A 21,351-nucleotide genomic window follows, 5' to 3' on the forward strand; every position below is an offset into this window, starting at 1 on the left:
TCGGCCGGTTGACCCCGGACGAGGCGTACTTCAATGCGCTGCCAGCAATCCCGATGGCGGCCTAACCGAGGCAGGAATCCACTTAGGAAACGCCCCGAAACTGTTCAAACAAACCGAGCCAGCTCTCCCGTCGCCGCGCTGGATAAACGGTTCGGCGATGGCGATGGCGATGGCGATGGCGATGGCGATGGAACTCCTTTCTCCGATCCGCGGCCTGATCGGCGCGCTGCGCCGGCCCGGCGGCCTCGCGGCATCGATCCTCGTGCTGGCGCTTGCCCCCGGGCCGGGGAGGGCGCAGGGGGGCGGAGCGGCCGGGCCGGTGCCATCTGTGACGATCCCGCTCGTCATCGATCCGGACCGGCGGATCGAGCGCCGCGAATTGCCGCGCAACACCGCGCTGCGCTTCGTTACGGAAGAGGATTTTCCGCCCTTCAACTATATCGGGCGCGACGGCCAGCTCGCCGGCTTCAACATCGATCTCGCACGCGCGATCTGCGCGGAGCTCGCGGTGTCCTGCGCGGTCCAGCCGCGGCGCTGGGATCTGCTTCTGCCGGCGCTCGACCGCGACGAGGCCGATGCGGTGATCGCCGGCCACCGGATCACCGCCGAACTCCGCGCCCGCTACGAGGTATCGCTGCCGACGCATCGCTCGCCGGCCCGCTTCGCGACGCGGCGCGACGGCGCGATCACGGATATCGCCGCGATCCGCGGCCGCACGGTTGCCGTGGTCGGCGGCTCCGCGCACGAGGCTTTCCTCAACGCGCTGTTTCCGGCCGTGACGCTCAAACGCTTCGAGCGCATCGATCAGGCGCTGGAGGCGATGCGGCGCGGCGAGGCCGATCTCGCCTTCGGCGACGGCATCGCCATCGCCTTCTGGATGAACGGCTCGGAATCGCTCGATTGCTGCGCCTTTCTCGGCGGTCCCTTCACCGAGAGCCGGTTCTTCGGTGAGGGGGCCGGCATCGTGGTGAAGGGCGGCAATATCGCCCTGCGCGCCGCGATCGACCACGCGCTCTGGCGCATCAGCCGCGACGGACGCTACGCCAAGCTCTATCTCAAGCATTTCCCGATCCCCTACTATTGATTGACGGCCGGGGCCCGGCTCCGTAACGAAAGCGGGTTTTCCCGAACCCGCCGGACCTCATGACCGATCTTTCCGCCTATCGCGACGCCGCCCAGACCTCGAATGCCTGGCCCTTCGAGGAGGCGCGGAAACTTGTGGCGCGGCTGGAGCGCAAGGGCGGCTTCGCCAAAAGCGGCAAGGATCACGTCCTGTTCGAGACCGGCTATGGCCCTTCGGGTCTGCCGCATATCGGCACGTTCGGCGAGGTGGTGCGGACGACCATGGTCCGCCGCGCCTTCGAGACGCTGACCGGCGGCGCCATCCCGACGCGGATGCTCGTCTTCTCGGACGATCTCGACGGCATGCGCAAGGTTCCGGACAACGTCCCGGACAAGGCTGCGCTCGAGGCGCATCTCCAGAAGCCGCTGACCGCGGTGCCGAACCCGTTCGGCGGGGATTACCCGAGCTTCGGGCATCACAACAACGCGATGCTGCGGCGCTTCCTCGATACGTTCGGGTTCGATTACGAATTCGCGAGCGCGACCGAATATTACCGCGCCGGCCGGTTCGACGCGGTGCTGCTGCGCGCCGCCGAGCGCTATGACGCGATCATGGATGTGATGCTGCCGACGCTGGGGGCGGAGCGGCAGGCGACCTATTCGCCCTTCCTGCCGATCTCGCCGACGACCGGCCGCGTGCTCTATGTGCCGATGAAGAAGGTCGATGCGAAGGCGGGCACGATCACCTTCGCCGACGAGGACGGCACCGATGTCACGCTCCCGGTGACCGGCGGCAACGTCAAGCTGCAATGGAAGCCGGATTTCGGCATGCGCTGGGCGGCACTCGATGTCGATTTCGAGATGTTCGGCAAGGATCACCAGACCAATGCCGCGATCTATGACCGGATCTGCGCCATCCTCGGCGGCATGCCGCCGGAGCATTACGTCTATGAGCTGTTCCTCGACGAACTCGGCCAGAAGATCTCCAAATCGAAGGGCAACGGCCTGACGATCGACGAATGGCTCACCTATGCCGCGCCCGAGAGCCTGGCCCTGTTCATGTTCCAGAAGCCGCGCGAGGCCAAGAGACTCTATTTCGACGTCATCCCCCGCGCAGTCGATGATTATCTCGCTCATCTCGACGGATTCGAGCGGCAGGATGCGAAGGCGCGGCTCGCCAACCCGGTCTGGCACATCCATGGCGGCGCGCCGCCGGCGCCGGAGCGCGTCGCGGCCGGCGGCGGCAACCAGACGGCGGCGCGGGTCGATTTCGCACTGCTGCTCAACCTTGTCGCCGTCGCCAATGCCGAGGACAAGGCCGTGCTCTGGGGCTTCCTCCAGCGCTATGCGCCGGGGGTCTCGCCCGCAACCCATCCCCGGCTTGACGGCCTCGTCGGCTATGCCATCCGCTATTTCGCCGATTTCGTGAAGCCCAAGAAGGTCTACCGCGCGCCGGACGAGGTCGAGCGGCCGGCGCTCGAAGCCCTGGCGCGGGAACTCGCGGCGCTCCCCGATGGGGCGACGGCAGAGATGATACAGGAAGCTGTCTATAATGTCGCCCGCATCGTGCCGCGCTACCAGGATTTCGCCGCCAAGGGCGCGACACCGGAGCGGCCGGGAGTTTCGAACGCCTGGTTCAATGCCCTCTACCAGATCCTGCTCGGCGAGGAGCGCGGCCCGCGTTTCGGTTCCTTCGCGGCGATCTACGGCGTGGCGAACACCGTGCGGTTGATCGAGGCGGCGCTGGCCGGGCGCCTCATCGCCGCGCACGCCGCCTTCCTCGCGGCGCGGGGCGTGCCCCCGGCGGGGTGAGCCTATTGGCTCGCCCAGAGGATGCGGCAGATGGCGCGGATCTGCCCGGCGGGCCGCGCCGGCAAGGATTCCCCGGTAACGGAGAAGAACTGCACATGCGTTGCCGTCTGGTGTCCGAGCACGGCGATCATCGGCATTCCGGCATGCGGCAGCACGAAGACGCGGTCGCCGCGCCGGGTCGGCGCCTCATGCGAGACGATGAGGATGTCGCCATCCGCATAGACAGGCGCGAGCGCCTTGCCGCGCACCTCGATCGCGAACAACCCTGTCGTGTCGCGACCCGGGAAATTGATCTCGTCCCAGCCGCGCGATCGAGGCCGGCCGCCTTCGTCGAAGGCCTCGCTGAGCCCGGCCTCCAGCGGGCGGAAGGGCAGCCGGGCGCCGGGTCGCGGCTGGCCGGTGACGATGCCGAGGAATTCATCAACGCCAACGCCGGTGGCGGCCAGCACCTTCGCGATCGATTCGGTCGAGGGCCAGCGCGCCTGCCCCTCCGCATTGATCCGCTTGGAGCGGTTGAACGTCGTCGGGTCGAGGCCCGCGCGCTTGGCGAGGCTCGAAATCGAAAGGCCCTGTCGCTGCGCCAACGCGTCGATCGCGGCCCAGATCTGCGCGTGCGTCAGCATTGTCATTCCGATATTCACAACTCGGGCTCGACTACCAATTTTGATTGTACCAAACAATTCCGCTAAAATACTGATACGAATTGAAACGTGCGGGAGCAGGTCGGGCGGGAGCAAGGCCCGGATGGTCTTCCGCGTCATATCCGGTCCGCAGGATGACTCCGCATCGCCCGCGTCTGCTCTACAAAATCCTCGGCGCGGCGGAATGGCAGGGCTTCCGCGTCGCGGGGCTGTTCGACGGCTCCGAGGTCGACCGGCGCGACGGCTTCATCCATTTCTCCTATGCCGATCAACTCGCCGAGACCGCGCGGAAGCATTTCTCCGGGCGCCTCGATCTGGTCCTGCTTGCGGTGGATCCGGCACCGCTCGGTGCGGCGCTGCGCGACGAGGTCTCGCGCGGCGGGGCGCTTTTCCCGCATCTTTACGCCCCACTTCCCTTGGCGGCGGTCCTGTGGGACAAGCCGATTCCCCTCGATCCGGTGGGTCGGCCGGTGCTTCCGTCGCTCGATGCGCCGGATTGATCGGCCCGCGCTCCGGACGGTGCCCCGATGGTCGCGATGCTGTCTTCGCTCTATCCGCTTCTCCAGCCGGCGCTCCGGTTCGTCGATCCCGAGCGCGCGCATGATCTCGCGATCGCGGCCCTGGCCCGCCTGCCGCTCCCCGCGCCCGCACCGGATGATCCCCGCCTGGCGCTGACTGCGTTCGGCCTCCGCTTCCCCAACCCGATCGGCATCGCCGCCGGGTTCGACAAGGGGGCGCGGGTCGCCGAGCCGCTGCGGCGGCTGGGCTTCGGCTTCGTCGAGGTGGGTGGCGTCACCCTGCGGCCGCAGCCCGGCAATCCGCGCCCGCGCGTGTTCCGGCTGTTGCGCGATCAGGCGATCATCAACCGCTACGGCCTCAACAGCGAGGGGGCCGAGATTGTCGCCGCGCGCCTGGGCCGCCTGCGCCGTACGGGGATTCTCGGCATCAATCTCGGCGCCAACAAGGAAAGCGCCGATCGGCTCGGCGATTATGTCGCGCTGATCCGCCGGCTGGGGCCGCTGGCGGATTTCGTGACGCTGAACATCTCCTCGCCGAACACCCCCGGCCTGCGCGATCTCCAGGGCCGCGCCTTCCTCGACGAGTTGATCGCCCGCGTGGTCGATGCGCGCGCCGAGGACAATCTCCGGACGCGAATCCTGGTGAAGATTGCGCCGGATCTCGGCCTCGCCGAACTCGACGACATCGTCGCCGTGGCGCGCGGGCGGTCGGTGGACGGGATGATCGTCTCGAATACGAGCGTGGCGCGGCCGCGGGATCTGCGCGAGAAGGGGGTCGCGCGCGAGGCTGGCGGGCTTTCGGGCCGGCCGCTCTTCAGGCCCTCGACGATCCTGCTAGCGCAGGCCTTCCAGCGCGTTGCCGGCGCTTTTCCGCTGATCGGCGTCGGCGGCATCCTCAGCGGCGAGGATGCGGTCGCCAAGCTGGCGGCCGGCGCTTCGCTGGTGCAGGTCTATTCGGGCTTCGTCTATCGCGGCCCGGCGCTGATCGAGGAGATCAAGGCGCGGCTTCTCGCGGCCATCGAGCGCGAGGGGGTCGGCTCCGTCGCGGCGCTGGTGGGGCGCAACGCCGCGACCTGGGCCGAGGCCGGTGCCTGAGCGCGGCCGGCGGCTCTCAGCCCGGCAGGTCGAGGCGGGCGGCCGCGATCACCGCCTGCGTGCGGCTCTCGACGCCGAGCTTGGCGAGGATCGCCGAGACATGCGCCTTCACCGTCGCCTCGGAAACCGAGAGTTCATAGGCGATCTGTTTGTTGAGAAGCCCCTCGGAGAGCATGGTCAGCACCCGCATCTGCTGCGGGGTGAGGCTTGCGAGACGGCGGATGAGGTCGGCCGTTTCCTTGTCGCCCTCGGCGAGGGGGATATCCGGCGGCGTCCAGGTGTCGCCGGCGAGCACGTGCCGGATGGCGCGGTTGATCGTCTCGATCGGCGTCGTCTTGGGGATGTAGCCGGCCGCGCCGAATTCCATGCAGGTGCGGATGGTCGCGGCATCGTCGATCCCGGAGACGATCACCACGGGCACGGAAGGGTGCTGCGCGCGCAGATAGGTAAGGCCGGAGAATCCGTTGACGCCGGGCATCTTGAGATCGAGCAGCACGAGATCGACCTCCGGTGCGCCGCCGAGCGCGGTCGTCACCTCGTCGAGCGTGCCGGCCTCGATCACGGTCAGCGGATCGAAGATCCCGCCGATCGCCTGCCGGAGCGCGCCGCGGAACAGCGGATGATCGTCGGCGACGATGATGATGCCCGGCCCGTTCGCCGTCTTGGTCTCGCCCATGCCCGTTCCGCCGTTTCCTCTGGGTGCCGTTCGCGCGGCACCATGCTCGTCTTTGTCGGTTGTGTTTGATGATGAACGCCCTTCATGTCACTTGGCAAGACGGCCAAGACGGCGTGCAAGACTTCGCCTCGGGCGCGTCTGGTCCCTCGGCCGGGCGGCGCGGGGGAAACGGGCTGGGAGCAAGGGTTAAGACATGATCGGCGGGCTGGTTCTGGCGCTCTCGCTGGCCGGGTTCGGCCTGCTGGTGCTCGGCGAGCGCATGGGGCTCGGCGCGGGGCTCGCCTCCGCCGCCATGCTCGCGCAATTCCTCGTCGCGGGGCTGGCACTGGCACTGGCGAGCATGACGAGCCGGCTGCATCGCTACCTCGTCGGGGCGCCGCGCGGGGCGATCCCCGGCTTCGCGGCGCTGGTTGCGGTGACGCTCGTCGCCGGCTTCGTGCTGGTGGAGGGCGGGCCTGATCCGCGACCGGGAGCCTATGGCGCGCTGATCCTGGGCTTCGTGGCAGCGCCGCTCGTCGCCCCCTTCAATCCCTGGCGCGATCTCGGGCGTTTCGCGACCGACGAGCGGGCCTTGCGCCTGCGCGACCGTGATCCGGGCGAGGGGACGCGCGGCGCGCTTGCGATCGCCGCGCTCGCGGCCGTCCTGGCCTTGATCCTGATCCTCGCCGCCGGCCTGCCGGTGATCCTCGGCCGGCTCGAGGCGGCGACGGATTGGCCGCGCACGCGGCTCTGGCTGTTCGCGGCGGTGTTTGCCGCCGCCATCCCCCTGCTGGGCGGGATCGGCGGGCTGCGCCGCGCGGCCCTGTTCCTGATCGTGATCGCGCTTCTCGCCGCGCTGCTGCCGCTCGGCATCCAGGCGCTGCGCGATCTCGCGCCGGATGCGGATGGCATGGCCTGGCTCGGCCGGATGACGGGCGCGATCCCTGACCGGACCCGGATCGCCGCCTTCCTGCCCTCGGCACCGCGCGAAGGGGTTCCGCTCGCGATCGGCTTTGTCCTCGGCCTCGCGCTCCAGCAGGCGGCGGCGCCGCTGGCCGGAGCGGCGGCGCGCCTTCGGGGCCTGGCGCTCGGGCTTGCGCTGGCGCTCGGCCTGGCATTCGCGGCGGCTGCGGCGCGCGATGCGCTCGAAACCCTGATCTCGACGCGCCTTGCGGGCGTTCCGGTCGGGCAATGGCCGCTCTTCGTCTTCGACGACGCCGTTCGCGGCTGGATCACCACCTGCGGCCTTGCGCCGGAGGATGCGCTTGCGGCGGCGCGCGCTTGCGGGCGCGCGGGGCTGCGCGACATCCTGCCGCCGGGCGCGATCCGCCTCGCGCCCGGTCTCGCCGCGCCAGCGCTGGCGCTGTCGGGCGGCTATCCGGCGACACTGGGCTTCATCTGGGGCATCCTGCCGCCGCTGATCGCGCTGAGCGGGCTCGGCATGCTGGTCCTTGCCGCGGCGAGCGGCTTCTCGGAGCGTGTGCTGTTCCGCCTCGCGCATCCGCGCGCGCTGCGCGGCTTCCGGCTCGCCATGGCCCGGCTCAGCCTGCTCGTGCTGGGGACGCTGCTTTACACCCTTGAGGCGCGCGGCGTTGCAGTCGAACCCGGCTTCGCGCGCTGGGCGCTGCTCGGGCTGGCGCTGACCATTCTTGCGGCGATGGCTGGTTATCGGCTGATCGCGGCGGCGCGTCTCATCCGCCGTCGTCGCGCGCCGGAACCGTCCGCCGCGACGGAGGCGGCGCCGCACCCAGGCGTTCCCTGAGCGTCTCGATCCGGTCGGCCTCGGCGGCGGGCTTGTCCCAGCGGATGCGGTGGATGCGCGGGAAGCGCATCGCGATGCCGCTGCGATGCCGTGTCGAGACCTGCAAGCCCTCATAGGCGATTTCCAGCACGAGCCCGCCCCCGGCGCCATGCGCCACCTCCCGGACCGGGCCGAAGCGGTTGATCGTGTTGCGCCGCACGAACTGGTCAAGTTCGGCGAGTTCGGCATCGGTGAAGCCGAAATAGGCCTTGCCGACCGGCACCAGCCGCTCCCCATCCCAGACGCCGAAGGTGAAATCCGAGTAGAATGAGGAGCGCTTGCCATGCCCGCGCTGGGCATACATCAGCACGCAATCGACGAGATCCGGCGCGCGCTTCCACTTGAACCACGGCCCCCAGGGCCGGCCGGCGAGATAGGGGCTGTCGCGGCGCTTGAGCATCACCCCCTCGATCGCGGGATCTGCGGCCGAGTCCGCGCGCCGCGCGGCGAGTTCGGGCCAATCCGCGAAGGGAATGAGCGGCGAGAGCCGGAGGCGTGCCGTGCCGGCCGCCGTCACGAGCGCTTCGAGCCGGGCGCGGCGCGCGAGGAGGGGCAGGGCGCGCAGATCCTCGCCGCCCGCAAACAGGAGATCATAGGCGATGAGATGGGCGGGAAACGCGGCGAGAAGCCGCGCCCCGACCTGCTTGCGGTTGAGGCGCTGCTGCACCGCGGAGAAGGGCGCCACCGTTTCGTCATGGATGACGACCAGCTCGCCGTCGATCACACCGTCGAACCCGAGCCCGGCGGCGAGATCGGGGAAGGCGGCGGTGATCTCGTCACCGGAGCGCGAGAACAGCCGGGTCTCCCCCGGCCGCGCCGCCGCCTGGACGCGGATCCCGTCCCATTTCCATTCGGCGATGAAATCCGCCGGGTCGAGCGCGGCGAGTTCGGCCTCGTCGAGCGGATGGGCGAGCATGGGCGCGCGGAAGGTGAGCGCGTCCGCCGCATCCGGGCGCGGGCCGCGCCCCTCCAGCCAGGCGAACAGCGCGGGATAGGGGGGCGCGATTGCGTGCCAGACCTCCTCGACCTCCGCCGCGGCGACGCCGCCCAGAGCCGCCACTGCCTGCCGAGCGAGCGCCGCCGAGACGCCGATCCGCAAGCCGCCCGTCATCAGCTTGAGCAGTGCCCAGCGCCCCTGCTCGTCGAGCGCGTCGAGCCAGGCTGCGATCCGGGCCGGCAAGGCGGCGCGATGCGTTTCGCCCAGCGCCGCGACGATCGCGCCGAGCCGCCCGGTTTCCGCTTCGGCCGGCTGGGCCGGCCACATCAGCGCGATCGTTTCCGAGAGATCGCCGACATAATCATAGGCGAGCGCGAACAGCACCGGATCGGCGCGCTCGGCGATCAGCGCCTTGAGCAGCGCCGGCTTGGCGGCGGGAAAATCGAGCGCGCCGCACAGCGCCGCCAGCGCATAGCCGCGGTCCGGGTCGGGCGTCGCACGGAAATAATCGGTCATGAGCGCGAGCTTGGCGTTCCGGCGCGGTTCGAAGGCGAGACGGTCGATCAATTCGGCGAAGGCCCTCATGCCGCGCCTCCCGCATCCTCGTCGCCATAGCCGACGAGCCGCAGCGGCCGCGCCGCCCACCCGCCCGCCTGGCACCAATGGACGAGCGCGTCCTCCTGGCCATGCGTTACCCAGATCTGGCCGGCGCCGGTCTGCGGCAGCGTCGCGGTGAGATCGGGCCAATCGGCGTGGTCGGAGATGACAAGCGGCAATTCGGCGCCGTTCTGCCGTGCCCGGGCCTTGATGCGCATCCAGCCGCTCGCGACCGCCGTGACCGGGTCGGGGAAACGGCGCGACCAGAGATCGGCGAGGCTCGCGGGCGGGCAGAGAACCAGCGCGCCGGCGAGATCGGCCCTGGCCGCGCCGGTCGCCGGACGGAGATCGCCGAGCGGGATGCCGCGCTCGGTGTAATAGCGCGTGACCTTCTCCAGCGCGCCGTGGAGATGGATCGGCGCGTCGTAGCCGGCATCGCGGATCAACCGGATGACGCGCTGCGCCTTGCCGAGCGAATAGGCGCCGACGAGATGCGCTCGCTCCGGGAAGCGGCGCAGCGAGGCAAGGAGCTTGGCGATCTCCGCGGCCGGGTCGGGATGGCGGAAGACCGGCAGGCCGAAGGTCGCCTCGGTGACGAAGACATCGCAGGAAATCGGCGCGAAGGCGGGCGTGGTCGGGTCTGCCTGGCGCTTGTAATCGCCCGAGACGACGATGCGGCAGCCGCGCCATTCGAGCAGGATCTGCGCCGATCCGAGCACATGACCGGCCGGCTCGAACCGGATCGCGACCCCGCCCTCCACGATCGTTTCGCCGTAAGGGGCGATCTGGCGCGTGCCGCAGAAATCCGCACCGAGGCGGATCGCCATGATGTCGAGCGTCTCGCGGGTCGCCAGCACCGCGCCATGGCCGGGGCGGGCATGGTCGGAATGGGCATGCGTCACCAGCGCGCGCCCGACAGGTTGCAGCGGATCGATGAAGAAATTCCCCGGCGGGCAATAGAGCCCCTCGGGCCGCGGATGGAGCAGGTCTTCTGGCCGGACGGACATGCCTCTTGCTTGGCTCTCGCTAGTCTCCCGCCCTTCACATAGGCGCCGGCGCGGCATACGGAAGGTCGGCTCCGAGCAAGCGCGCAGGATTGTCGTGCCGAACGATCTCTCGACCTCCGGCGATCTCATCGCCGACCGGCGTTTCGCCTATGCCCGCGCCGCCCTCGCGGAGGGCGATGCCGGGGCGGCGCGCGACCTCTTCGCGCAGGTCCTCGAACGCGCGCCGGTCTGGCCGCCGGCGCTGCACGGGCTCGCGGAGGCGGCCTTGCTCGGCGACGATCCCGAGGCGGCGCGGGCGGCGGCGGCGGCCTGCCTCGCCCTTGATCCATCCGACCGGCTGGGCGCCGGGCTGATCCTCGCCCGGATCGAGGGGCGCGTCGTGATGCCGGAGGCCTATGTCGCGGCGCTGTTCGACGAATACGCCCCGCGCTTCGACCGTCATCTGACCGGGATACTCGGCTATATCGCGCCCGATCTGATCGCGGTCGCGCTGCGGGAGGAGGGGGGGCTTTCCGGAATCGGGCGCGTGCTCGATCTCGGCTGCGGCACCGGACTGATGGCGCGCGCCCTGCCGATCCCCGGCGCCGAATGGACGGGTGTCGACCTTTCCGCCGCCATGCTGGCGAAGGCGCGCGAGACCGGGCTCTATGCCCGCCTCGAACAGGCGGAGCTTTGCTCCCATCTCGGGGGGGAAGCGGCGGAGAGCGTCGATCTCGTGCTGGCGGCGGATGTGTTCTGCTATGTCGCGGATCTCGCGCCGGTGCTGTGTGCGGCGGCAAGGGTGCTCGCGCCGGCTGGCCGGCTCGCTTTCACCATCCAGAGCCAGGCCGGCGCGGGCGCGATCCTCGGGGCGGATCAGCGCGTCCATCACGCGCCGGCGCTGGTGCGGGCGGCGGGCGCGGCCGCCGGGCTGCGGCTGCGGCGCCAGCAGCCGGTCTCGGCGCGGATGGATCGCGGCCGGCCGGTGCCCGGCATGCTGTTCGTCTTCGGCCGGGGCTGAGCCTTGCCGGCCGGCGGCCCGGGCGCCACCTTGGCGGCGATGCCGCCCGCCGATTCCAGCCCCGAAGCGCCCGACGATCCTTGCGCCCTGCCGCCGGCCTTCGCGCGCTGGTTCGCGCAGCGCGGCTGGATCCTCCGCCCGCATCAGGCGGAGATGCTGGCGCAGGCCGCGGCGCGGCGATCCACGCTCCTGATCGCCCCGACCGGCGCCGGCAAGACGCTGGCCGGCTTCCTGCCCGCCCTTGTCGAACTGGCCGCCCGCCCGCCGCGCGCCGCGCCGCGCGGCGTGCACAGCCTCTATATCTCGCCGCTCAAGGCGCTTGCGGTCGATATCGCCCGCAATCTCGAGGCGCCGATTGCGGAGATGGGGCTCGATATCCGCGTCGAGGCGCGCACGGGCGATACGCCCGCCGCCCGCCGCCAGCGGCAGCTCCGCCAGCCGCCGGACATCCTGCTGACCACGCCGGAGCAGATCGCGCTGCTGCTCTCTCACGGGGAGGCGCGGCGCTTCTTCTCGGAACTGCGCCTGATCATCGTCGATGAACTGCACGCGCTGGCGCCGGGCAAGCGCGGCGATCTCCTCGCACTCGGCCTTGCCCGGCTCGCGGTTCTCGCGCCAGCGGCGATCCGGTTCGGGCTGTCGGCGACGGTCGCGGAGCCGGACGCGCTGCGCCGCTGGCTGGTGCCGCAGGAGCCGCCCGGCGCCATGGCGGATCTCGTGACGGTACCGCGCGAGCTGGCCGCCGCCCCGGACCTGCGGATTCTGGAAACGGCGGCGCGACTGCCCTGGTCCGGCCATTCGGCGCGCCACGCGATGGGCGAGGTCTACGAGGCGATCGGCCGGCACCGGCTCAGCCTGATCTTCGTCAATACCCGCATGCAGGCCGAACTCGTGTTCCGGATGCTGTGGGACATCAACGAGGCCGGGTTGCGCATCGCCCTGCATCACGGTTCTCTCGATGTCGCGCAGCGCCGCAAGGTCGAGGCGGCGATGGCGGCCGGCGGGCTCGATGCCGTGGTCTGCACCTCGACGCTCGATCTCGGCATCGATTGGGGCGATGTCGATCTCGTCGTCCATATCGGGGCGCCGAAGGGGGCGAGCCGGCTGCTGCAGCGCATCGGGCGTGCGAATCACCGGCTCGACACCCCCTCGCGCGCCCTGCTTGTGCCCTCGAACCGGTTCGAGATGCTCGAATGCCGCGCGGCGATCGAGGCCGCCGCGGCCGGCGAGCAGGATGCCCGGACGGCGCGCACCGGCGCGCTCGATGTGCTCGCCCAGCACGTCACGGGCATGGCCTGCGCGGAGCCTTTCGCGCCGGATGCGCTGTTCCGCGAGGTGACGGCGGCGGCGCCGTATTGCGGCCTCCCGCGCGCCGATTTCGACCGTATCCTCGCCTTCGCCACCGATGGCGGCTATGCGCTGCGCGTCTACGAGCGGTTCGCGAAGCTGAAGCGCGATGCCGGGGGGCGTTACCGGATCGCCAATCCGCGCCTCGCGCAGGGCTACCGGATGAATGTCGGCACCATCGTCGAGGAGACGATGCTCAAGGTCCATCTCGGCGCCGGACGCGGCGGAGCCCTGCGTCCCGGCAGGCTGCTCGGCGAGATCGAGGAATATTTCGCCGAGGGGCTCAGCCCGGGCGATACCTTCGTCTTCGCCGGCGAGGTGCTGAAATTCGAGGGGCTCGTCGAGGATCGCGTCATCGCAAGCCGCGCCGCCGGGCGCGATCCGATGATCCCCTCCTATGCGGGCGGCAAGTTCCCGCTTTCGACGCATCTTGCGGCGCGCGTGCGCGCGCTGATCGCCGATCCCGCGCATTGGCGGTGCCTGCCGGCGCAGGTCGCGGATTGGTTGCGGCTCCAGCAGGCGAGATCCGGGCTTCCGGGGCGGGACGATCTCCTGATCGAGAGCTTCCCGCGCGCCGGCCGGCATTTTCTGGTGCTCTATCCGTTCGAGGGCCGGCTCGCGCATCAGACGCTCGGCATGCTGCTGACGCGGCGGCTCGAACGCGCCGGGCTGAAGCCGCTCGGTTTCGTCGCCAATGATTACGCGCTTGCAACCTGGATGCTCGGCGACCCGCAGCGCTGTGTCGCGCGCGAGCCCGGCTTTCTCGGCGCGCTGCTCGACCCCGACATGCTTGGCGACGATCTCGAGGCCTGGCTCGCCGAGAGCGCCCTGATGAAGCGCTCCTTCCGCCATTGCGCGATCGTCTCCGGGCTGATCGAGCGCCGATTTCCCGGCATGGAGAAGAAGGCGCGGGCGCTGACCCTCTCCACCGATCTGATTCATGACGTGCTGCGCCGCCATGAGCCGGATCACATCCTGCTGGCGGCCGCGCGGGCGGATGCGGCGTCCGGCCTCATGGATCTGCGCCGCCTCTCGGACTTCCTGATGCGGATCCGCGGGCGAATCGCGCATCATCCGCTGGCGCGGATATCGCCGCTCGCGGTGCCGGTGATGCTCGAGATCGGGCGCGAACCGGTCTATGGCGAAGCGGGCGACGCGGCGATCGCGGAGGAAGCGGAGCGGCTGATGCAGGAAGCGGCGGACGAGCCCGGGCCGGCAGATGGCGGGGCGGAGGCGTGAGCATGCCCGCCATCACCGCCGTTGTGCCCGTCTCTTCGTCCCTGGCCGGTGCGGTGCCCGTCCGGCTCGGCGGTCTCGATCTGATCCTGCATCCCGAGGGCGCGGCGCTGGTGCCGGCGGAGGAGACGCTGATCGTCGCCGATCTCCATCTCGAGAAGGCGGCGAGCTTCGCCGCGCGCGGCCGGCTGCTGCCGCCGCATGATTCGGTGGCGACGCTCGGCGCGCTCTCCGCTCTTGCCGGGGCGCTGGCGCCGCGGCGGATCGTGCTGCTCGGCGACAGCTTCCATTCGCGGCTTCACACCTTCGGCGCCGCGTCGCCGGGGCCGGCGCTGATCGCCGGGCTCGCGGCGCGGGCGGAACTGGTCTGGATCGCGGGAAACCATGATCCCGTGCCGCCGCTTCCGCTGCCCGGCCGGGCGCTGCCGGAACTGCGGATCGGCGATGTGGTGCTGCGGCATCTGCCCTGCCGCGACGGAAGGCCCGAGATCGTCGGCCATCTCCACCCGGCCGCGCGGCTGCGCACGCGCGCGGGCGCGCTGCGCCGGCGCTGCTTCCTGCTCTCGCCGGCGCGGCTCGTCCTGCCGGCCTTCGGCGCGCTGACCGGGGCGCTCGATGCCGATGACCCGGCGATCGCGGATTGGTTTCCGGATCGGGCGGGGCATGCCTTCCTGCTTGGGCGCGCCGGGTTGAGCCGCGTTCCGCTCGCCGCGGTGATGGGCTGAGGCGTCAGTCGCGCCGGAAGGCGATATTGGCGATCCAGCCGAGCAGGATCGCCATCGCCACCGAGAACAGCGCATAGGCCCAGGCCTCGTTGCGCGCGGCATTGGCGACGAAAGCGTCGAAACCGACCTTGCGCACCACGAAGCCGGCCTGCGCGGTCTTCAGCGGCACCCCCTCGGACAGCACTGAGATGTTGACGAGATAGAGCCCGGTCGGCGCCTTTGCGGGCAACTGGATCGTCGCGGTGAAGAGATTGGGGCGGATCATGGTCACGGCGCGCTCGTTCTGCGTCACCGCGCCCTCCTCGCGGCGCAGCCGCAGCAGCGCGTTGCGGAAGCCGAACTCGCTGCCGCCTTGCGCATCCGACACGCGCGCCGCGTCGGGAAGGAAGTATTCGAGCCCGAGCTTCAGCCGCTCGCGCACCGCCTCGTCGGTGATCTCGTGCAGCGGCCGCGCCGTGAGCAGCGAGAAGAACAGCGGAATGCGCATGTAGCGGCGACGCTGATCCGTGAGCCAGATCGGCCCGAACCTGCCCTTGCGATGCACGACGACATCGCCCTGCGGCCCCTGGACATTGGCGACGACATCGTAATTGCCGGAGCGGGCGATGGTGCGCGCATCGCGCTCGATGAGCCCGAATACGGTGATCTCGGCGCCGGTATAGGTGGAGGTGATCGCGACCTCGCGCGTCGAGAGCGCGAGCACCAGCTCCTCGGCGCGCCCCGCGCCGGGCAGCAGCGCCGCGAGCAGGGCCGCGAGGAGCAGGCCCTGGTGCCGCAGGCGACGGCTCGCCCGCCGGCTCATCGCTCGACCTCGGAGGCGCTGATCGAATAGAGATCGTTCGGCTGGCCGACGATATCGAAGGCGAAGCGCACGCCGACGATCAGGATCAGCAGCGCGAGCAGCAGCCGGAACTGCTCGCCCTTGAGCGTCTGCCCCGTGCGCGCGCCGAATTGCGCGCCGATTACTCCGCCCACGACGAGCGTCAGCGCCAGGAGAAGATCGACCGCCTGCGAGATCGTCGCATGCAGCCAGGTCGCGACGAGCATCGTCGCGACGATCTGGAACAGCGAGGTGCCGACGACCACCGAGGTCGGGATGCGGAAGAAATAGATCAGCGCCGGGACGACGAGGAAACCGCCGCCGATGCCGAGCACGGTGCCGATGAAGCCGATCACCGCGCCGAGCGCCAGCAGCGGCAGCACGCTCGTCGACATTTTCGAGCGATGGAAGCGCATCGGGAAGGGCAGGCGTTCATACCAGCGATGCTCGCCCGCCTGGCGCAGCGGCACGGGCTTGCCGGCGCGTCGGCGGCTCAGCATCGAGCCGATGCTCTCGACGAACATCAGGCAGCCGACCGACATCAGCAGCGTCACGTAAGAGAGCGTGATGACGAGATCGAGATGGCCGAGGCGGCGCATCTGGTTGAAGAACAGCACGCCGAACAGCGTCCCCGCGAGGCCGCCGATGACGAGCACGATGCCGAGTTTCACGTCGAGCGCGCCGCGCCGCCAGTAATTCAGCGTGCCCGTCACCGAGGACGCGGCGATATGGACCGAGGAACTCGCCACCGCGACCGGCGCCGGAACGCCGACGAAGATCAGCAGCGGGGTGAGCAGGAAGCCGCCGCCGACGCCGAATAGCCCCGAGATGAACCCGATCGCGCCGCCCATTCCGAGCAGCAGGAACAGGTTGAGCGGCAGTTCCGCAATCGGGAGATAGAGCTGCATCGGCGATATCGCGTCGCGCGGCCGAACGGACCGGCCGCCTCGTCCCTTCCTATTGGGCCGCTGCCGCGACGGCGTCAACCGCCGCCGAGCGGATGGCTCAGGGCGCGCGGGCCGCGATCCGGGCCCAATTGCCCGGCTCGTTCGCGGCCGCGTTCGGCCGGGCGGGCTTGAACGCCTTGATTCGCTCGTTTTCCTTTGCCAGCTGGTCCTTGGTCAGCCGCGCGGCGATGTCGTCGCGTTTCCTGGCCGCGTCCTGGTCGCCCTGCGCGGCGGCGATGCCGAACCAGCGATAGGCCTCGCCGAGATCCTGGTTCACGCCGAGCCCGCGTGCGAACAGGATCGCGATGTTGAACTGGCTGTCCTTGACCCCGTGTTCCGCCGCGCGACGGAACCACAGCGCGGCGCCGGCATAATCCGGCGCGCCGTGCACGCCTTCGGCCAGCAGCACGGCGGCATTGTGCATGGCGAGCACATGGCCCTGTGCGGCGGCGCGGTCAAACCATTGGAAGGCGAGCGCCTGATCCTTCGTGATGCCCCGTCCCTCCCGGTATAGGCTCGCGAGCCGGTATTGTGCGGGCGCATGCCCGGCCGCGGCGGCCTGCTCGAACCAGCGCGCCGCCGCCTGCGGGTTGCGCGCCGTGCCGCGGCCATCGGCGAAGCGCGCGCCGATTTCGAACAGCGCCGGGGCATTGCCGCCGAGCGCCGCCTCGCGCAGGGCGTCCTCGCCCTTGAAGCCGCTTTCCTCGATCAGTGCGGCGACGGCATGCCGCCCGGTCTCGATCGGTCGCGCGGTGCCGTCCCCACCGATCGACCCTACGGCGAGAGGGTCGGTCTGCGCGATGGCGTTCGAATCCTGGAGCCGCTGGGCGCGCTTGCCATCCTTTGCCGTGCCGATCGTCGGAATCGGTTGCCCCTCGGCGGGGGCCGAGGGCGTGCCGATGCCCTGCGTGGTGCGCGGCGCCTCGTCGCCCTCGGCCGGCGCGCTGACAGCCGGCTTCGGCGGCGCTTCGACGACCGGACCGAGATTGCGGTTCGTCCAGACCTTGAGCGCCCCGACCGAGAGGACGAACACCGCAAGCCCGAGCAGGATCGGCTTGCGCGCCCGCACCAGGAAGCTTGCCGAGGGCGCGCTCGCTGCCGCCGCTTCGCGCTGCCCGCCGGCGATCCGGCAGGTCTGCGCTTCGCTCGTCTCGGCCTGGCTGCGCGCCGCCGCCTGGGCCGCGCGGCGCGCGGCGATGAAGCTCGCCTTCGGGTCCGCCGGCCGCGCCTCGCCGGGGCGCTGCCCCGGTTCCAGCGGCAGATCCTCCATCGTTTGGGGGGTCGTCTGCGTGGCTTCCGGCGTCTCGGCCGATCGCTTCATCCCGGTGCGGGACGGTTCGCCGGGCGGCGCCGGATCGCGCGGGGTGACGGTCGGCATGGCCGGCATCGCCGGCGCAGCGGGTGGGGCCTCGGCGCGCTCCGGCGGGGCGGGGTGATGAGACCTTCCGCCCGTTTCCAGCATTCCCATGCGCTGAACGAGCGTTTCGAGCGTGTTCTGCAAGCCTTCGAGCAATTGCCGGGTGCGGCGGTCGGCCTCGCTCTGCGCGGATTTGAATTCGCCGAGATCGCGCTTGATCAGCAACAACCCCTCGGCCGCCAGCGCGTCGCTCGCCTCGTCGCGCGGCGCGCTGCGCAGCGCCTCCTGCGCGGCGCGGAGTGCGGCCTTTTCCGCTGCGGAATGCAGGTCGCGGCGGGTCGAATCGAATTCGGCGAACAGATCGGAGATCGCCCGCTCGATCCCGCGCGTGCCCTCGCCGGCATTCTCGTCGATGCGGCGGGCGATATGGGCGATCTCGGCATGAAGGCGGTCGAGGCCGGCGGCATCGGGCGGCGCCTGCCGGGCCGCGTCGAGATGCGCGGCCACCCGCTCCAGCATCGCGAGCACGGCTTCGCCCTGCGCCGGCGCCTGCACGGCCTGCCCGAGCGTTGCGCCGATGGCCTCGAGCCGGGTTGCGATCTGGTCGAGCCCGCCGAGCGGGGTATCGCGGCCCGAGTCGAGCGCGCGGTCGATCCGTTCGAGCCGCTCGGCGATGGAATCGAGCTGCGGCAATGGCTGGACGCCGCTGGCGAGCGATTTCATGCCGCTCGCCAGCGCGTCGATCTTATCCTCGATCCGGCCGATGCCGGACAGGCGCTGCTCGATGCCCCGGAAGGCGGCGGCCGGATCGATTCGCTCCAGCCGGTCGCGGACATCGCGGATCGCGTCGATCACCGCCCGGTCGGCGTCGGGGGAAGCGCGGAAATGCTCGATCTGCCGGCCGAGCGCGTCGATCTGGCGCGCCAGCCCTTCGAGCGGCTGCGCGCGCAGCGCCTGCGTCACCAGCGTGCGGAGGCTCTCCGTCTCGCGGGCGATCTCGTCGAGGCGTCCGGCGCTGGCGGTGCCGGCGGCGAGCCCGTCAAGCCGACGCGCGAGATTGCCGATCTCCTGCGACAGGCGCTCGATGCCGCGCCCGCCGGCCATTTCGCGCAGGACCGCCTGGATATCCTCGTGCATGCGCTCGATCGCGGCGGAGAGCCGGGGCGGGAGCGCATCCTGCACCGCGCCGAGCCGTCCCGCGACCCCGGCCACCGCCTCCTCGACGAGGCCGACGAGGCGCGCCGGCGCGAGCTGCGCCACCGAATCGGCGAGCCCGGCAAGATCGCGCCGGATCGCCTTGAGATCGTCGCCGCGGCTTTCGCCGCGCCATTCCGCGATGCGCGCGGCGATTTCGTCGAGCCGGTCCTGGAGGCGAGCCGTGTCGGGGGCCGGGCGGGCGCGCATTTCGTCGATCCGAGCGACGAGTGCGCCGAGTGTCTCGTGCATGCTCTCCGGGCGGGGATGGCCGGGTGCGGGCTCGGCATCGAGATGGCGGCGGCGCGCCTCGATCTCGGCCAGAGTGCGGGCGAAAATGGCGTTGTCGGCACTGGCGCGCGGTGTCGCGGCCGGCGGCTCCGGCCGGTTCAGCGCCTCGAGCCGGCGTTCGAGGCCCTGAAGGATGTCGGCGATCCGTTCCGGTCCGGCGCGGCGGGGCGGCTCGACACCGGCGAGGCCGCGGCGTTCGATCCGCTCCATGGCCTCGACGGCGTTTTCCAGAAGTTCCACCATCTGCTGGTTGTCGCCACTGCGGCCCGGGCGGCCCTTGCCGAGCCGGTCGAGCCGTTCGGCGAGATCGTCGAGCCGTGCCGGGCGCCGGGCCCGGCGCGGGGCGGCATAGGCGGGTGCCTCGTCCTCGTCGGCATCGAGGCTGCCGGACAGGACCTGGTTCAGCCATTGTCCGACGGATAGGCCGGAGCGCTGCGCGGCCTCGACCGCCTGCTCCCGAATCTCGGGGTCGATCCCCCGGATGCTCCACGGCATTGCATTCGCCATAACCGGTCCCGCTTCCCGTCGCCGCATGCGGCTGCGGCGCGCTTTTGGCAGCGGGCGGGGCGAATCAGCCGGTTGGAATCACCCGTTCCCGCGCCCTCGCAGCTTTTCCGCATTAAGGTAAACGGTGGGTTAATCCCCCGGCATTTCTGGCCGGCGCCGCCTCTGCTTCGACCGATGCATGCGGCGCATGGGGGCGTGGCGTTATCGCGATGCCCTGCTGCGCGCATCGAGGATATCGGCGACATTCTGATCGATCATTTCGATCAGATCCTCGGCCTCCATGATAGCGATCGCGAGGATCGAGCGCAGCAGCGCGGTTTCGTCGGAATGAAGCTGAGCCTTCATCATGAAGGCGAAGTCAATGATATTCTTGATGATATCACGTTCAGGCATGGCAGCGCCCCATAAGGTTGTCGGCCCGGGGGGCCGGAAGGAACATCGGTGCCCGCCGAGCGGGCTCTTTCCCCGAATTCCGATTCAATGCACAATCATAGCGTGTATAAATCAACCAAAACAACCGAAAGCTTTAATTAGCAATTTGCACGCATAGGTTGCGGCATCGGACGCATCCCGCGCTCCGGATTGACCCAGAAAGGTGCCACATGGCCGATATCACCCTCTCCGTTGGCGTTCGCCAGTCGCTCGCCGCCATCAAGTCCACCACTACCGCGCAGCAGCAGCAGCAGCTCAAGCTGGCGACAGGCAAGCGCGTGAATTCCGCGCTCGACAACCCGGTGAACTATTTCACCTCCTCGGGCCTTTCCAACCGTGCTCGCGATCTCTCGTCCCTCCTCGATTCGATCGGGCAGGGCGTCAAGGTCATCGAGGCGGCCGACAAGGCGATCAAGGCGCTGACCAAGCTCGTCGAATCGGCGCAGGCATCCGCCCGGCAGGCGCTGCAATCCACCTCGACGACGCCGAAGGTCACCGGCGCCAACACCACCCCGCTCACCGGCGCCACCGTGCTCTCCTCGGCGGGGGCTGGCGCCTTCGCGGTCGGCGACACGATCACGGTCAACGGCACCACGATCCTGACCTTCGCTGCCGGCGACGATGTCAATGATGTCATCAACAACATCAACACCAACACAACGCTCAACCCGAGCGGCGGCCCGCTGAAGGTTCAGGCATCGCTGAACGCGCAGGGGCAGATCATGATCGAGGCGCTCGACGGCGCGGCGCTGACGGTGTCGGGCTCGGCGGCGGCGAAGGTTTCGACGCTGTTCGGCGGCGCGACGCTCACCGCCGCGACCAACACCAATACGACGCGCAAGGATGCGGCCGCGCAGTTCGACGCGCTGCGCACCCAGATCGACCAGCTCGCGGCCGATTCCTCCTATAACGGCATCAATCTGCTCGATGGCGGCTCGCTCAAGGTGCAGTTCAACGAGGTCAACACGGCTTCGGTGACGATCTCGGGCGTCAAGTTCAACGCGACGGGCCTCTCCATCGCCGCATCCACCAACAATTGGCAATCGGACAAGGACATCAACGACGCCCTCGGCAATCTCACCACGGCGATCACCAAGCTGCGCAACCAGGCTTCGACCTTCGGCTCGAACCTTTCCGTGGTGCAGACGCGGCAGGATTTCACCAACAACCTGATCGACACGCTCGAAACGGGGTCGGATCTGCTGGTCCTCGCCAACCAGGACGAGGAGGCGGCGAAGCTCGTCACGCTCAACACCCGTCAGCAGCTTGCTTCGACCGCGCTCAGCCTCGCGACGCAATCGGAGCAAAGCGTGCTGCGTCTCTTCTAACCATCTGCGACAACAGCGGCAAAATCGCGGACGGCGCGGCGC

At 70.0% G+C, this 21,351-nt stretch carries 17 protein-coding genes; 9 read left to right on the forward strand and 8 right to left on the reverse strand.

What is annotated here, in order from left to right; translation table 11 throughout:
• The first annotated feature begins 157 nt into the window (after positions 1 to 157).
• Both FWJ24_RS13460 and FWJ24_RS13465 read left to right on the forward strand, forming a co-directional pair.
• Positions 158 to 1,084: a transporter substrate-binding domain-containing protein gene (locus tag FWJ24_RS13460; protein ID WP_246155688.1), complete on the forward strand. Its 927-nt coding sequence runs from the start codon at positions 158 to 160 to the stop codon at positions 1,082 to 1,084.
• A gap of 59 nt (positions 1,085 to 1,143) precedes the next feature.
• Complete coding sequence (locus FWJ24_RS13465; protein WP_150288353.1) at positions 1,144 to 2,874, forward strand: lysine--tRNA ligase; 1,731 nt, start codon at positions 1,144 to 1,146, stop codon at positions 2,872 to 2,874.
• A gap of 2 nt (positions 2,875 to 2,876) precedes the next feature.
• Here the strand turns inward: FWJ24_RS13465 and FWJ24_RS13470 are convergent, their stop codons facing one another.
• Complete coding sequence (locus FWJ24_RS13470; RefSeq protein WP_150288354.1) at positions 2,877 to 3,503, reverse strand: S24 family peptidase; 627 nt, start codon at positions 3,501 to 3,503, stop codon at positions 2,877 to 2,879.
• A gap of 146 nt (positions 3,504 to 3,649) precedes the next feature.
• Here FWJ24_RS13470 and FWJ24_RS13475 point away from each other — a divergent pair, with 146 nt between their 5' ends.
• Positions 3,650 to 4,015: a DUF952 domain-containing protein gene (locus FWJ24_RS13475; RefSeq protein ID WP_150288355.1), complete on the forward strand. Its 366-nt coding sequence runs from the start codon at positions 3,650 to 3,652 to the stop codon at positions 4,013 to 4,015.
• 36 nt (positions 4,016 to 4,051) lie between these two features.
• Positions 4,052 to 5,128, forward strand: coding sequence for a quinone-dependent dihydroorotate dehydrogenase (locus tag FWJ24_RS13480; protein WP_150288412.1), 1,077 nt, complete (start codon positions 4,052 to 4,054; stop codon positions 5,126 to 5,128).
• 16 nt (positions 5,129 to 5,144) lie between these two features.
• Here the strand turns inward: FWJ24_RS13480 and FWJ24_RS13485 are convergent, their stop codons facing one another.
• Positions 5,145 to 5,804 carry a response regulator gene (locus FWJ24_RS13485; protein ID WP_150288356.1) on the reverse strand — a complete coding sequence of 220 codons (660 nt, stop codon included), beginning with the start codon at positions 5,802 to 5,804 and terminating at the stop codon, positions 5,145 to 5,147.
• A gap of 193 nt (positions 5,805 to 5,997) precedes the next feature.
• Here FWJ24_RS13485 and FWJ24_RS13490 point away from each other — a divergent pair, with 193 nt between their 5' ends.
• A complete protein-coding gene (locus tag FWJ24_RS13490; RefSeq protein ID WP_150288357.1) occupies positions 5,998 to 7,545 on the forward strand; it encodes a hypothetical protein in 1,548 nt (515 codons plus the stop codon).
• Here the strand turns inward: FWJ24_RS13490 and FWJ24_RS13495 are convergent.
• Positions 7,475 to 9,106, reverse strand: coding sequence for a cisplatin damage response ATP-dependent DNA ligase (locus tag FWJ24_RS13495; protein WP_150288358.1), 1,632 nt, complete (start codon positions 9,104 to 9,106; stop codon positions 7,475 to 7,477). The genes FWJ24_RS13490 and FWJ24_RS13495 overlap by 71 nt on opposite strands.
• Positions 9,103 to 10,125, reverse strand: a complete 1,023-nt coding sequence (locus tag FWJ24_RS13500) for a ligase-associated DNA damage response exonuclease (protein WP_150288359.1) — start codon at positions 10,123 to 10,125, stop codon at positions 9,103 to 9,105. The genes FWJ24_RS13495 and FWJ24_RS13500 overlap by 4 nt, the downstream gene beginning before the upstream one ends.
• Positions 10,126 to 10,219: 94 nt before the next feature.
• On the opposite strand from FWJ24_RS13500, the gene FWJ24_RS14855 reads away from it, so the two are divergent.
• The 3 genes from FWJ24_RS14855 to pdeM are packed head-to-tail and all read left to right on the forward strand — an operon-like array spanning position 10,220 to position 14,433.
• Positions 10,220 to 11,125, forward strand: coding sequence for a class I SAM-dependent DNA methyltransferase (locus tag FWJ24_RS14855; RefSeq protein ID WP_150288360.1), 906 nt, complete (start codon positions 10,220 to 10,222; stop codon positions 11,123 to 11,125).
• 39 nt (positions 11,126 to 11,164) lie between these two features.
• Complete coding sequence (locus FWJ24_RS13510) at positions 11,165 to 13,711, forward strand: ligase-associated DNA damage response DEXH box helicase (RefSeq protein ID WP_150288413.1); 2,547 nt, start codon at positions 11,165 to 11,167, stop codon at positions 13,709 to 13,711.
• Between the two features lie 2 nt (positions 13,712 to 13,713).
• Positions 13,714 to 14,433, forward strand: coding sequence for a ligase-associated DNA damage response endonuclease PdeM (gene pdeM / locus FWJ24_RS13515; RefSeq protein WP_150288361.1), 720 nt, complete (start codon positions 13,714 to 13,716; stop codon positions 14,431 to 14,433).
• A 4-nt stretch (positions 14,434 to 14,437) separates the two neighbouring features.
• On the opposite strand, the gene FWJ24_RS13520 is transcribed toward pdeM, so the two are convergent.
• The 4 genes from FWJ24_RS13520 to FWJ24_RS13535 all read right to left on the reverse strand — a co-directional run bounded on the left by FWJ24_RS13520 (position 14,438) and on the right by FWJ24_RS13535 (position 19,942).
• Positions 14,438 to 15,235: a TIGR02186 family protein gene (locus FWJ24_RS13520; RefSeq protein ID WP_150288362.1), complete on the reverse strand. Its 798-nt coding sequence runs from the start codon at positions 15,233 to 15,235 to the stop codon at positions 14,438 to 14,440.
• Entirely contained in the window at positions 15,232 to 16,161 is a 930-nt protein-coding gene (locus tag FWJ24_RS13525) for a sulfite exporter TauE/SafE family protein (protein WP_150288363.1), read from the reverse strand. Before FWJ24_RS13525 ends, FWJ24_RS13520 begins: the two co-directional genes overlap by 4 nt.
• A 97-nt stretch (positions 16,162 to 16,258) precedes the next feature.
• The gene (locus FWJ24_RS13530) at positions 16,259 to 19,537 is read right to left on the reverse strand and encodes an SEL1-like repeat protein (RefSeq protein ID WP_166443724.1); all 3,279 of its coding nucleotides are present in this window, start codon (positions 19,535 to 19,537) and stop codon (positions 16,259 to 16,261) included.
• 213 nt (positions 19,538 to 19,750) lie between these two features.
• On the reverse strand, positions 19,751 to 19,942 hold the full coding sequence (locus FWJ24_RS13535) for a hypothetical protein (protein ID WP_150288365.1): 192 nt from the start codon (positions 19,940 to 19,942) through the stop codon (positions 19,751 to 19,753).
• A gap of 209 nt (positions 19,943 to 20,151) precedes the next feature.
• On the opposite strand from FWJ24_RS13535, the gene FWJ24_RS13540 reads away from it, so the two are divergent.
• On the forward strand, positions 20,152 to 21,309 hold the full coding sequence (locus tag FWJ24_RS13540) for a flagellin N-terminal helical domain-containing protein (RefSeq protein WP_150288366.1): 1,158 nt from the start codon (positions 20,152 to 20,154) through the stop codon (positions 21,307 to 21,309).
• Positions 21,310 to 21,351: the final 42 nt, after the last annotated feature.

Source organism: Rhabdaerophilum calidifontis, from assembly GCF_008641065.1.
In the GTDB taxonomy this organism is placed as follows: Bacteria; Pseudomonadota; Alphaproteobacteria; order Rhizobiales; family Beijerinckiaceae; genus Rhabdaerophilum; species Rhabdaerophilum calidifontis.